The following is a 12,445-nucleotide window of genomic DNA, read 5'->3' on the forward strand; positions in this document are numbered from 1 at the left end:
AGGACCCGCCTGGCCGGGGCCGCCGACGGATGCGCCTCGTCATGCCGCAGGGCCCAAGAGGGACCGCACCATGAAACTCCTCGCATGGCCGATCGTGTTCGCCTGCATCGCCGTTGCCCCCCCCCCGCGATGGCGATTCAACTTCACTGGAGTAATGGCGCGACGGACCTGAGTTTCGCCGGCGCGGTCCGATGCACCGCGCTGGTTGAGGCCGACGTGGCGGCTCCGTCGCTGCCGTCGGGCTGGCGGTTGTTGTGGGCCGCGGAGGATTGCTCGCTCCACTTCGTCGCCACACTTCCCGCGGGTGCTCCGTGCGATTCGCTGGTCGCCGAGGTCGCGGAACTCACACCGCCGGCCGACGTGGCCGAAAATCTCCTGACGGCGCACTTTTGTGCAGGAGCATCATCGCCCCGGTCCGCGAGGCTGGTGCTCGATCTGGTCGGTGCTGGGAGCGGCAGACTGAAGGTGGTGGCGCTCGATCCCGCCGACTCGGATTCCCAAGCCGTGCTGCAGTCGGCCGAGATTCGGTTCAACGGAGGGACGAGCCTCCCGCTCCCTGCTGTCGTGCTGCACGTGACTCATTCGCACGGCTCGCCGCAGCTTCGCGTGCGAGCGTCGGGCTACGGGCTCGACGCCACGTCGCAAGTGGTGGCCTATCCGACCGACGGCTCGCCACCGATCTTTCTGGCGATCACGAGCCAGAGCGAGACGAACCTGGAAGCGGAAGCCACGCTGCCAAGCGCGCTGCCGCCATCGTCGCTCCAAATCGCGAGCTCGTCGGGGACGTTTTCGTCGTCGCCGCTGGCGGGCGATGTGGTGCTGAACTCGGCTCCGCTCGGCGCCGAGTGGGCCTACTACGTCGACCCGGACCCGAGCGTTTACCCGAAGGACTTCGCATTCATCTACAACACGGTGCCGACGGCGCAGCCGAACGTGTGGCGAAGTCTCTACCACCTGATCTACATCCGACACTTTCACACCAATCCGCCGCCCGTGAACGACGCGGACCTGAGCCATGCGTGGTCGCCGGACCTGAGCCCCGGCTCGTGGAAGACCCAGTCGATCGCGTTCTCGCCCAGCGGCGGCACGGGCTGGGATTCGCGTCGGGTGTGGGCCCCGAGCATCGTCGAATTGAACGGAACGATCTACATGTACTACACCGGTCTCGATGGAGTCGACAACCAGTCGATCGGGTACGTGACGACTTCGATCATCGACACGACGAACACGGTCTGGTCGCCGCAACGAACCCAGGTGTTCACCGCTGGCAACACAGGTTGGGCCGCTACCGGTGCGCCGCAGCAGTTCCGCGATCCGTTCGTAATGCAAGACCCGGCCGGGAGCGGTCGGCTGTTCATGTGGATGGTGGGGAACAATAGCCATGATCCGTCGAGGCGCTCGGTGGTCGGCGTGGCGAGGACCAATCCTGGCTCGCCGGGACCGTTCTTTGACCGCGGCTACTACCGCGCCACCGACCACCTTCATAGCGGTGGCGTCCAGATCGCCGAATCGCCGCACATCTTCCCGGATGCCGATCACGCCACACCGAGTCAGTGGGCCCAGGCCCGGTGGCGTCTCACGTACACCGATGGGCCGGCCGCTCCCGATCGGTCGATCATCTTCTCGACCCGGCTGTTGAATACGGTGGCGCTCGACGACACGACGCTCGGTGAAGGAACAGCGCAGAGCCCCTATCGATGGTCGTTCCCCCCGACTCGGCTCTACCCCTACCTTCACCCGGACCTGCAGCCCGATCAGACGATGTGGGGCTGGGTAGCCACCGAGTACCTGCGCGCCGGCAAGGTGGACTTCATGGCCGCATACGACGGGGTTGGGATTCCGATCACGCGGATGTTCTGGAGCGGACCGGAGTTCCTGCTCGGGTATCCGAGCGTTGCCGGCATTGACGACTCACACCGCGCGACTCACGAGCGGACGCGGCTCACGGTCGCGAGCATGATTCCGACGCGGCAGCGGGTGAGTCTCCGCGTCGAGCTGCCTGCCTCGATGCCGGCAACCCTGAGCGTGTTCGACGCGCTTGGTCGAAGGGTCGCGGATCTCGCGAGCGGAACGATGCAGGCCGGGATGAGGCTCCACCCCTGGGATGGCAGCGACGCGAATCGTAACGCGGTGCGCAGCGGTGTCTACTTCGCTCGACTCTCGACACCGTTCGGCGCCCGCGTCGTACGCATTCCATTGCTCCGATGATCACCAGCGCTCGCAGAAGTCGACAGCACCGCGACGCGGCACGCCATGTGGCGGCGGCGCTGCTGGCGGCACTTCTGATGTGCAGCACGCCTTCGGCGCGCGCGCAGGTCGCAGATGGGAACCTGTGGACCTGTGACTGGGCAGGTCTGATCGAGTCGATCGCCCGCTACGGCGACACGCTGGTGGTGGGGGGCTTTCCGTGGAACCTGGGCCCCGCGAGCGGTGCCGGGGTGCCGGTGGACCCGATCGACGGCAGGCCGCACGAGCGATACGCGAAGGTTGCCGGCGTCGTACACGTGGCCATCTCCGACGGCTGCGGCGGATGGTACGTAGGTGGGGAGTTCACGGGAGTCGGTGGGCTGCCGCGCCGCAACCTCGCGCACGTTCGTGCCGACGGGTCGGTGGATGACTGGAGTCCAGGCCCCGATGGGGAGGTGCGGGCCCTGCTCATGGCCCATGGTCGGCTCTACGTCGGCGGCCGGTTCGGAGTGATCGCGGGGGCCAGCCGTAGCCGGGTGGCGGCCTTCGACCTCGCGTCGGGCGAGGTCATGGAGTGGGCTCCGCAGGCCCTCGGATGGGCGGTGCGCGCGCTCGCGTTCCGCGACAGCAGTGTGTACGTGGGGGGAGATTTCGAGCAGATCGGCGGAGCGGACCGCTACTACCTCGCTGAGATCAGTGCGACAACGGGCCAGGCAACGGAATGGAATCCGGTGGTTTGGGGAATCGTCGAGGCCCTCGCAATTCACGATCGCGCGCTCTATGCGGGGGGCCGATTCTCGAGGGTCGGACCCGACGCGCGCAAGTACCTCGCGGCGATCGATCTCGATACGGGTCGCGCCACCGCATTCGACGCCCAGATCGACCGGCAGCCCGAGTACATCTACGACACGGGCCCGCGGGTGCGCGCGCTGGCGGTGGCGTGCGGAAGGTTGTACGTCGCCGGCGCGTTCGATCGGATCGGCGGACAGGCACGCGAGAGCCTCGCGGCGGTCGACCTCGAGACCGGCGAGGCGCTCCCATGGAACCCGCGCCTCGATAGCTACAACGGCACTCATCCCTGGATGCCCTATGTCCACGCCATGGTCGTGCAGGGCAACGCCGTCTACTTTGGAGGTCAATTCCAAACGATCGGCGACGACACCAGCCCGGACTTCGAGGGGCACTACGCCGCAGCGGTGAGCGCCCTGACGGCGGAGCGAATCGCGACCTGGCAGCCGCGAACCAATGGCCGGGTGCAGGCGATCGCAGCGGACGGGAGCTCGGTGTTTCTGGGTGGTGACTTCACGAGCGTGCGGGATTGGGTCAAGCACCTGGGGCTCGCGGCAATCGATCTTCGCAGCGGCCGCGCGCTCGATTGGTCGCTGAACACCGACGGCAGCGTGAAAGCCGTGGAGCGGATCGGAGATCGGATCTTCGTCGCCGGTGGATTCGGTGTGGTAGGAGGAAAGCCACGCGCGAACCTGGCGGCGATCGACGCGCGCACCGGAGAACTGCTCGACTGGGCGCCCAATCCCAATGGTGGGATCTGGTCGATGGCGCGGCACGGCGACAAGTTGCTCGTGAGCGGTACCTTTCGACGGATCAGCGGCCAGCCGCGCAACTGCTTCGCGGAGCTCGACCCTTTGACCGGTGCGGTGACCGCCTGGGACCCCAACGGCGACTACACCGCTGATGCCATGGTCGTGGATGGGGACCGCGTCTATCTCGGCGGTGGATTCGATCACATCGGTGGAGTGTCCCGGGTAGGGCTCGCGGCGGTCGACGCCACGACCGGGGCGCTGCTCGATTGGTATCCGGGGCCCGGCCAAGTGTTCGAGATGGTGTTGGACGGGGATCTGCTGTTGCTTGGCGGGTACCTTCAACTGGGGGGTGGTGAGCGCGGATTCGCCACCGTGAACAAGTTCACCGGTGCCCTGGTCGACTCGGGCCTGGGAGCGGTCGTTCTGGATCGCGACAATTTCACGAGCGTCATCGTGCGCGCGATGAGCGCGAGCAACGGCGTGCTGTACCTGGGCGGCGACTTCGACGTCGTCAACGGCGAGCGACGGTTCGATCTCGCGGCGATCGACATGGCGACCGGGACCTTGCTGTCCTGGGATCCGGGGGTGAGCGAAAACGTCTGGTCGCTGTTGGCGAACGACGTGGACGTGTTCGCCGGGGGACACTTCTGGAACGTGGGCGTGGCTCCTCAATCCGGGCTCGTCCGGCTCAGTGCGGCGCAACCGCTGACTCGAAAACCCGAACCAGACCCCGAACCCATCGGGCCGCGAGCGGCGGTCGAGCTCGCGATGAACAACCCTGCCGACGCCATGGGGATCGTGCGGCTCGTGCTGGCGGCGCCGAGTGTCGTGGATCTCGACATGTTCGACTCGCAGGGGCGTCGCGTCGCCACAGTAATGCGAGGGGAGACTGTCGGGGCCGGCACTCACGAGGTGCGTTTCGCGACCGCCGGGATGAGAAATGGTTGCTACTTCTTGAAGCTCACGACCGGCGGATTGACGATTGTGCGGCGAGTCGTGGTCCTTCACTGAAGTTGACCCGATCGCCGCGTGTCCCCGGCGATCTCACGTTCCCCCTTCCGCGGTACTACTCGATCACCTTCCGGAAGCTCAGCGGTCGCTGCAGCCGCTCGAAGCCGGACCGGGACGGCTGATCCATCTCGCAGATCACGCGCTCGAGCGCACGCATCTGATTCAGATCCTCGAGCGTCACCGACGAGGCCGGTGGCGCTTTAACGAGTACCACGATGCGCAGCTGCACGTTGCGCGCGAAGTTCCACTGCTCGGCCTGCGCGCGCGAAGCCGGGTAACCCGGCAGCACCACGATCAGGTCGGACTCCGGCGGCAACCCCTCGATGCTCGCGACGTTCGCGTAGTCGTCCGGCCACTCGGGCAGCGTCACCACCACGTGTGCGAGTCCCATGACCTGATGCAGTTCGTAGAGTTCGGTGCGGCTCGGGATGCGGTCGAAGTGGACGGTGGTCCCGATGCGCAAATCGGTTCGATCGATCAGCAACGGCGCGCAGCGGCCGCCCGCGGTCCCGGCAGCCTGAGCGAACGGGCTGCCGAGTGGTGACTCGGGTGGGAGGGCGGCGGAACCCGACGGAGCGGGTGGTGACGGCGGAGAAGACGCCATGCAGCCGGCGAGCAGGCCGAGCGTGAAGAGGGCGGCGGCGTGAAGGCGCTTCATGTCGGCTCCTCGAGTGAGGGATCGAATCGCGATGCGACCGGGTCGCCGCTAGAATAGCGCGCATGGAGTCGGCCGACATCGTGATCGTAGGCGGTGGTGTGATGGGCTCGTCGATCGCCTGGCATCTGTGCGAGGACGGCGTGCGCGGACGCGTCGTGGTGATCGAACGCGATCCGAGCTACGCGCGTGCCTCGTCGCGGCTCGCGCTCGGAGGCGTCCGCCAGCAGTTCGGTTCCGATGTGAACATCCGCCTCGTTCAATGGAGCGTGCGTTTCTGGCGCCAGTTCGACGACTTGATGAGCGTCAACGGGCACGAGGCGCACGCGAACTTCCGGTCGCGCGGCTATCTGTTCCTCGCGGACGACGCGCATGCGCGGCACTTCGAGGAGCGGCTCGCGATGATGCGGCTGTTCGGCGCTCAGGTCGAGCGACTCGAACTCGATGAGATCGCCAAGCGGGTGCCCGGCGTCGCGCTCGACGACATCCGCTTCGGCGTGTTCGGTGCCGACGACGGCTACGCGAACCCACACGAAGTGCTGCACGGCTTTCGCGCCGGCGCGCAGGCGGCGGGGGCCGAGTTCCGGACGGGCGAGGTCGTCGCGATCGAGAGTCAGCATGCGCGAGTGCGCGAAGTGCAGCTCGCCGATGGCACGCGCATCGCGACGCGCAACGTGGTGATCGCGGCCGGCGCGTGGTCGCGGCCGCTCGGCGCGATGCTCGGGGTCGAGTTCCCGATCGAGCCGCAGCGCCAGTCGCTGTTTCGCTGCGCGCTGCCCGAGAGGGCGTCGCGGCGCTTCCCGATGGTGATCGATCCGAGCGGGGTGCACTGGCGACACGAAGACGACGACCGTGGCGCCGCGCACGACGCCATCGTGGTCGCGTGCACGCGCGCGGAGGAGCCGATGGGGGAGAACTTCGAGCCCGATCCGACCCGGTGGAGCCGCGACTTCCTGCCGGCACTCGCGCGCCGGCTTCCGGGTCTTCGCGGCCTCGAGCCGCTCGAGACCTGGGCGGGGCTCTACGAGATGACGCCCGATCACAATCCGCTGATCGGCGCGTGCGACACGGTGGGAGGGCTGTACGTCGCCGCGGGTTTCAGCGGCCACGGTCTCATGATGTCGCCGGCGGTCGGCAAGGCGATGTCCGAGATCGTTCGGCTGGGTCGCGCCGAAACCGTCGACGTCTCGCCGCTTTCACCCGACCGCTTCGAGCGCGGCGCGCTGTTTCGGGACGGGGCGATGATCTGAGGCTCGGCCGCCCGCCTTGACCCACCCTGAAAGCGCGTGGTACAAACCTGCGTTCCCCACCCGCTCGACGGGTCCACCGCGAGCGATGGGCAGCTCTCGAACTGGGTTGCCAGGCAGGTCGAAGTGATCGCCGGAACCTCAAGCGTTTCAAGGAGAAGCGATGTACGCCATCGTCAACATCAACGGCAATCAGACCCGGGTCGAGCCGAACGCGATCGTGACCGTTCCGCGCGTCAAGGGCGAGCCGGGTGCCAGGCTCACCTTTGATCAGGTGATGCTGGTCTCCAACGGCGACTCGATCACGGTCGGCAAGCCGTACCTCAAAGGTGCCAGCGTTGCGTTCGAAGTCGTGGACCATCCGCGCGGCGAGAAGATCTACGTGATGAAGTTCAAGCGTCGTCGCGACTTCAGCCGTCGCACCGGACATCGCAGCGAGCTGACCCGACTCAAGGTGTCGGCCATTCAGGCGTAGGAGAACGACATGGCACATAAAAAGGGTCAATCCTCGACCCGGAACGGCCGCGAGTCGAACGCGCAGCGCCTCGGCGTCAAACGGTTCGGCGGCGAGGTCGTGGAGTGCGGCAGCATCATCGTGCGGCAGCGTGGCTTCAAGTTTCATCCGGGCGAGAACGTCGGCGTCGGCAGCGACGACACGCTGTTCGCCATGGTGCACGGCACCGTGAAGTTCACGCGCTACGGTCGCGATCGCAAGCGTGTGCACGTGGTGCCGGGCTCGCCTTCCTCGAACTGACCGCTCGCAACATCCGCGCGCCACGCCGTCCTCGGGCTCTCGTCCCGGACCGCGTGGCGTTTCGGTTTAGGAGCGGAGTCCACGCCCGCTCGCAATCATCCGGGACCCGGCGTCCCGCCCATTCAAGGAGGAACACGTGAAGAACAAGGTCGCCGTGATCGGAGCGGGCAACGTGGGCGCGAGTGCGGCTCTGTTCATCGCGGAACGCGCGCTCGCCGACGTGGTGCTGATCGATCGCCCCGAGATGGACGGCATGCCGCAGGGCAAGGCGCTCGACATGCAGCAGGCCGCCCCGCTGTGGCACAAGGGCGGACGCATCGACGGCGCAACCGACCTTGCCGCGGTCAAGGGTTGCGACGTGGTGGTGATGACGGCCGGCTTTCCGCGCAAGCCCGGCATGTCGCGCAGTGATCTGCTTAAAGCCAACGCCGACATCATCCGGCCCGCCGCCGAGGCGGTGAAGCAACACGCACCGAATGCGATCGTGGTGGTGGTCACCAATCCGCTCGACGTCATGACCTGGCTGTTCTGGAAGACCACCGGATTCCCGAAGCACCGCGTGATCGGCATGGCCGGCATTCTCGACTCCGCGCGCTTCCGCGCCTTCCTCGCCATGGAGCTGGGTGTCTCGGGCGCCGACGTGCAGGCGATGGTGCTCGGCGGTCACGGCGACTCCATGGTGCCGGTGACGCAATACACCACGGTCTCGGGGATTCCGGTGTCGGAACTGATCGCGCCGGATCGTCTCGCCCAGATCGTTCAGCGCACCCGAGACGGCGGTGCCGAGATCGTGAAGCTCCTGAAGACCGGCTCGGCCTACTACGCGCCGGCGATGTCGGCGGTCGAGATGGTCGAGGCGATTCTCACCGACCAGAAGCGGCTGTTGCCGTGCTCGGTGCTGCTCGACGGCGAATACGACCAGAAGGGCATGTTCTGCGGCGTGCCGGTGGTGCTGGGTGCGAAGGGGGTCGAGAAGATCGTGACCCTCAAGCTGTCGGCGACCGATCAGGCGGCGCTCGCCAAGTCGGCCAAAGACGTCGCCGACATGATCGCGGAGCTGGGCGCTTAAGACCGTGCTCGTTCGCACGCTCGGCGTGATCCCTGCGCGCTTCGCCGCGCAGCGCTTTCCCGGCAAGCCGCTCGCGATGCTGTGGGGCAAGCCGATGCTGCGCCACGTCTGGGAGCGGGCGAGTCGCGTTGCGGGCCTCGACGAACTGGTGATCGCGACCGACGACGATCGGATCGCGACTGCGGCGCGCACGTGGGGCGCCACAGTCGAGCTGACTTCGCCCGACTGCACGAGCGGAACCGATCGCGTTGCAGAGGTCGCGCGACGGCGCGAGTCGGTCGAGCTGGCGCTCAACCTGCAAGGCGACGAGCCGGAGCTCGACGCCGACGCCGTCTCGCGACTCGTCGCCGGCATGCACGCCGACGTCTCGATCCAGATGGCGACACTCGCGCACGTCGAGGAGCATCCCGAAGTGTTCGGCTCGGCGGACGTGGTCAAGGTGGTGCTCGACGATGTCTCCGATGCGGTGTACTTCAGCCGCGCCGACATCGCATCCGGATCGCGCGGCGGCCCCGCCCTGCGGCACGTCGGTGTGTACGGATTCCGCCGCGCGCTGCTGCTCGCCTTCGCGGGCTGGTCGCCGGGATCACTCGAGCTGGCCGAACGGCTCGAGCAGCTTCGCGCGCTGCAGCGCGGCGTCAAGATCCGCGTCTTCACCGGCACGCGACCGTTTTCCGGTATCGACACACCTGAGCAGATGGCGGCACTCGAGCGGCGCGGACCACGTCCCGACGCGCAGTGACAACCGGCGGGCGCGAAAGTGTCAACCGCTGGTTGACACTCGGCACGATCGACGCCTGGCAAGCCATCGACTTTTGAGGGCCTTCGCCTCGAACCAACCGTGGCATCGTGACTGCTTGATCCAATTCCCCCACGGAGCCTGCTCGCGACCGTCGCGCCGCCTCAACCCGGGAGGATCGCCATGAATCGACTCGGCTTCACGTGCGGTGACGCAGGCGCATCGGCGACATCGCCCCGAGATCGGTCCGAGGGCTCCGTCCGGTGCGCGCGTTTCGAGCGACGACGATGGCGATGGATGAGTGAGCGCGCGCGTGCTCGCGTGTTCGAGGCGGGCGGCATCCAGCCGGCCGCCTCTCTCAATTCCACACGGCGCGCGGAGGTCGATCGAGGCCCAACGAGCTGACGTCGCTTTTGCCGACTTCCTGGCCGGTGATAGTCTGCCGCCGCTTCAGATCGGATGCAGACGATTCGTCGGCACTTGTGGGGAGGCATGTCGATGTCCCTCGGACGCGATCGCAAGTGGAGCAGCGCCGCGGGCAGCGTGGGTACTCCCAGCGCCGAAGCGGAGGCCCGGCGAAATCGGGGCCGCGCCTACGGTGAGCCTCTCGGCGCGACCGAACGCCGCGATCTGTGGTGGCTGCAACCGGTTTCGCAGGCGCTCGGCCTCATGCTGCTCGGCGCGTACGCGACGTGGGCCGCCCTTCAGGGCGAGCACTACCTTTTGACCGTCGGCGGCCGCGACTACCTGTCGCCGTTCTACTCGCCGCTCCTCAAGCCCTCGTGGTGGCCGTTTTCGCCTGCCATCCTGGTGCTCGGCGCGCCGATGGGATTTCGCACCACCTGCTACTACTACCGCAAGGCCTACTATCGGGCCTTCTTCGCGGATCCTCCGGCGTGCGCGGTCGGCGAGCCGAGAGGCGCCGGCTACACGGGTGAGTCCAAGTTTCCGTTCATCCTCCAGAACCTGCATCGATACTTTCTGTATCTGGCGATGCCGATCCTGGTGTTCCTGTGGTGGGACGTGGTGCGCGCGTTCACCATCGACGGAGCGTTCGGCATCGGCGGCGGCTCGCTGGTGATTCTGGCCAGCACGACGTTTCTCACGCTCTACACGTTTTCCTGCCACTCGTTGCGGCATCTGATCGGCGGCCGCCTCGACTGCTTCTCGTGCGTGGTCGCCGGCGAGTCGCAGCGCAAGCTGTGGTCGGGCGCGAGCTGGCTCAACGGGCATCACATGGCATGGGCCTGGTGGAGCCTGTTCGCGGTGTGCTTCGCCGACTTCTACGTGCGCATGTGCTCGATGGGTCTCTTCAACGACCCGATCCTCATGACGTTCAAGCAACTGTTCTCGACGGCCGGCGGCGTCGGGCTCTAGGCAACCTGCGAGAGGGCTCATGGAGAAGTACGAGACTCGAGAACACGACGTGCTGGTGGTGGGTGCGGGCGGTGCAGGATTGCGCGCTGCGATCGAGGCCTCGGCGCAGGGCGCTTCGGTCGGCCTCGTGACCAAGTCGCTGCTCGGCAAGGCCCACACCGTGATGGCGGAGGGCGGCATCGCGGCGGCCCTCGGACACGTCGACACCCAGGACGGGTGGGAGACTCACTTCCAGGACACCATGAAGGGCGGCTCGTTCCTCAATCACTGGCGCATGGCGCAGATCCATGCGCAGGAGGCCCCCGATCGCGTTCGGGAGCTCGAGCAGTGGGGTGCTCTGTTCGACCGCACTCCCGACGGGCGCATCCTTCAGCGCGCGTTCGGCGGGCACAAGTGGAAGCGCCTCGCGCACGTCGGCGACCGCACCGGACTCGAGATGATCCGCACGCTACAGGACCGCGGCGTGCATCAGGGACTCGAGGTCTACATGGAGTGCACGCTCACGAAGCTGTTCGTCGTCGGTGGTCGCATCGCCGGGGCACTCGGCTACTGGCGCGAGAGCGGACGCTTCGTGGTGTTCCGGGCCAAGTCGATCGTGCTGGCGACCGGTGGGATCGGGAAGTCGTACTCGATCACTTCGAATTCGTGGGAGTACACCGGCGACGGTCAGGCGCTCGCTTACGAAGCCGGTGCCGAACTCATCGACATGGAGTTCGTGCAGTTCCATCCGACCGGCATGGTGTGGCCGCCCGGCGTGCAGGGCATCCTGGTGACCGAGGGTGTGCGTGGCGAGGGCGGCATTCTTCGCAACAGCGCGGGCGAGCGCTTCATGTGGAAGTACCTGCCCGAGAACCGCCGTCACGAGTACGCCGAATCCGAGGACGAAGCGCGGCGCTGGCTCGAGGCTTCGGTGGCCGGCAAGCAGACCGATGCGCGCCGACCGCCCGAGCTGTCGACGCGCGATAATGTGGCGCGCGCGATCTACACCGAGAACAGAGAGGGCCGCGGCACGCCGCACGGCGGCGCGTTCCTCGACATCAGCTACCTGCCGGCGGAGCGCGTGAAGCGCAAGCTTCCTTCGATGTACCACCAGTTCCTCGAGCTCGCAGACGTCGACATCACGAAGCAGGCGATGGAGGTCGGCCCGACCACGCACTACATGATGGGAGGGATCCGTGTGGATCCCGATACCGCGGCGTCGAACGTACCGGGTCTCTACGCGGCCGGAGAGGCGGCAGCAGGCCTGCACGGCGCGAACCGGCTGGGCGGCAACTCGCTCTCGGACCTGCTGGTGTTCGGCAGGCGGGCGGGAGCCGCGGCGGCGGCCTACGCGACATCGATCACCGCCACGCTGCACATCGCCGACGACGAGATCGAGGCGGAGACGCGCGATCTGCTCGCCCCGTTCGGCCGCAGCGGCGGCGAGAGTCCCTTCGAAGTCCATCGAGCGCTGCAGGTCCTGATGCAGGCGCAGGTCGGTATCTTCCGTACCGCCTCGGATCTCGAGGCCGCGGTCGAGGCGCTCGCCGGGCTGAACGCGCGCGCCGCGCGCGTGGCCGTCGAGGGTTCGCGCCTGTTCAATCCGGGCTGGCACCTGGTACGCGACCTTCGCAATATGCTGATGGTCTCGGAGGCGATCGCGCGTTCCGCGGCGCTGCGGCGCGAGAGTCGTGGCGCCCACTCGCGCCTCGACTATCCGAATCTCGATCCGGCGTCGAGCGAGTTCAATACCTGCATCGTGCGCGAGCATGGCGCGATGAAGCTGACCACGCTTCCGCTGGCTCCGATGCCTGCGGATCTCAAGGCGCTGTTCGAAGCCAAGTCGCCGGTCGCCCAGTCGTGATCGCGGGCGGTGGCGGAGTGCA

10 protein-coding genes are annotated in these 12,445 nt (G+C 67.1%); 9 read left to right on the forward strand and 1 reads right to left on the reverse strand.

Going from position 1 to position 12,445, the window contains the following annotated elements; translation table 11 throughout:
• Window positions 1-216 precede the first annotated feature (216 nt).
• Both HOP12_01805 and HOP12_01810 read left to right on the forward strand, forming a co-directional pair.
• The gene (locus HOP12_01805) at window positions 217-2,208 is read left to right on the forward strand and encodes a hypothetical protein (protein ID NOT32884.1); all 1,992 of its coding nucleotides are present in this window, start codon (window positions 217-219) and stop codon (window positions 2,206-2,208) included.
• A 47-nt stretch (window positions 2,209-2,255) separates the two neighbouring features.
• A complete protein-coding gene (locus HOP12_01810; protein ID NOT32885.1) occupies window positions 2,256-4,739 on the forward strand; it encodes a T9SS type A sorting domain-containing protein in 2,484 nt (827 codons plus the stop codon).
• A 55-nt stretch (window positions 4,740-4,794) separates the two neighbouring features.
• On the opposite strand, the gene HOP12_01815 is transcribed toward HOP12_01810, so the two are convergent.
• The gene (locus HOP12_01815; protein NOT32886.1) at window positions 4,795-5,397 is read right to left on the reverse strand and encodes a hypothetical protein; all 603 of its coding nucleotides are present in this window, start codon (window positions 5,395-5,397) and stop codon (window positions 4,795-4,797) included.
• A 62-nt stretch (window positions 5,398-5,459) separates the two neighbouring features.
• On the opposite strand from HOP12_01815, the gene HOP12_01820 reads away from it, so the two are divergent.
• The 7 genes from HOP12_01820 (at window position 5,460) to HOP12_01850 (ending at window position 12,423) form a co-directional block, all read left to right on the forward strand.
• Window positions 5,460-6,644 carry an FAD-binding oxidoreductase gene (locus HOP12_01820; GenBank protein ID NOT32887.1) on the forward strand — a complete coding sequence of 395 codons (1,185 nt, stop codon included), beginning with the start codon at window positions 5,460-5,462 and terminating at the stop codon, window positions 6,642-6,644.
• 160 nt (window positions 6,645-6,804) lie between these two features.
• Window positions 6,805-7,116: a 50S ribosomal protein L21 gene (gene rplU / locus HOP12_01825; protein NOT32888.1), complete on the forward strand. Its 312-nt coding sequence runs from the start codon at window positions 6,805-6,807 to the stop codon at window positions 7,114-7,116.
• 9 nt (window positions 7,117-7,125) lie between these two features.
• Entirely contained in the window at window positions 7,126-7,395 is a 270-nt protein-coding gene (gene rpmA, locus HOP12_01830; GenBank protein ID NOT32889.1) for a 50S ribosomal protein L27, read from the forward strand.
• 136 nt (window positions 7,396-7,531) lie between these two features.
• Window positions 7,532-8,464: a malate dehydrogenase gene (gene mdh / locus HOP12_01835; protein ID NOT32890.1), complete on the forward strand. Its 933-nt coding sequence runs from the start codon at window positions 7,532-7,534 to the stop codon at window positions 8,462-8,464.
• A 25-nt stretch (window positions 8,465-8,489) separates the two neighbouring features.
• A complete protein-coding gene (kdsB, locus tag HOP12_01840) occupies window positions 8,490-9,206 on the forward strand; it encodes a 3-deoxy-manno-octulosonate cytidylyltransferase (protein NOT32891.1) in 717 nt (238 codons plus the stop codon).
• Window positions 9,207-9,833: 627 nt separating this feature from the next.
• Window positions 9,834-10,580, forward strand: a complete 747-nt coding sequence (locus HOP12_01845) for a succinate dehydrogenase (protein ID NOT32892.1) — start codon at window positions 9,834-9,836, stop codon at window positions 10,578-10,580.
• A gap of 19 nt (window positions 10,581-10,599) precedes the next feature.
• Window positions 10,600-12,423 (forward strand): fumarate reductase/succinate dehydrogenase flavoprotein subunit, encoded by a 1,824-nt coding sequence (locus tag HOP12_01850; protein ID NOT32893.1) that lies wholly within the window; start codon window positions 10,600-10,602, stop codon window positions 12,421-12,423.
• Window positions 12,424-12,445 lie beyond the last annotated feature (22 nt).

It is taken from the genome of Candidatus Eisenbacteria bacterium (assembly GCA_013140805.1).
Lineage (GTDB): Bacteria > Eisenbacteria > RBG-16-71-46 > RBG-16-71-46 > RBG-16-71-46 > JABFRW01.

Bases quoted from the DNA above. Each gene is read 5' to 3' on its own strand.
- HOP12_01815 (NOT32886.1), bottom strand. From the start codon at position 5,397: ATGAAGCGCCTTCACGCCGCCGCCCTCTTCACGCTCGGCCTGCTCGCC.
- HOP12_01820 (NOT32887.1), top strand. From the start codon at position 5,460: ATGGAGTCGGCCGACATCGTGATCGTAGGCGGTGGTGTGATGGGCTCG.
- rplU (NOT32888.1), top strand. From the start codon at position 6,805: ATGTACGCCATCGTCAACATCAACGGCAATCAGACCCGGGTCGAGCCG.
- rpmA (NOT32889.1), top strand. From the start codon at position 7,126: ATGGCACATAAAAAGGGTCAATCCTCGACCCGGAACGGCCGCGAGTCG.
- HOP12_01850 (NOT32893.1), top strand. From the start codon at position 10,600: ATGGAGAAGTACGAGACTCGAGAACACGACGTGCTGGTGGTGGGTGCG.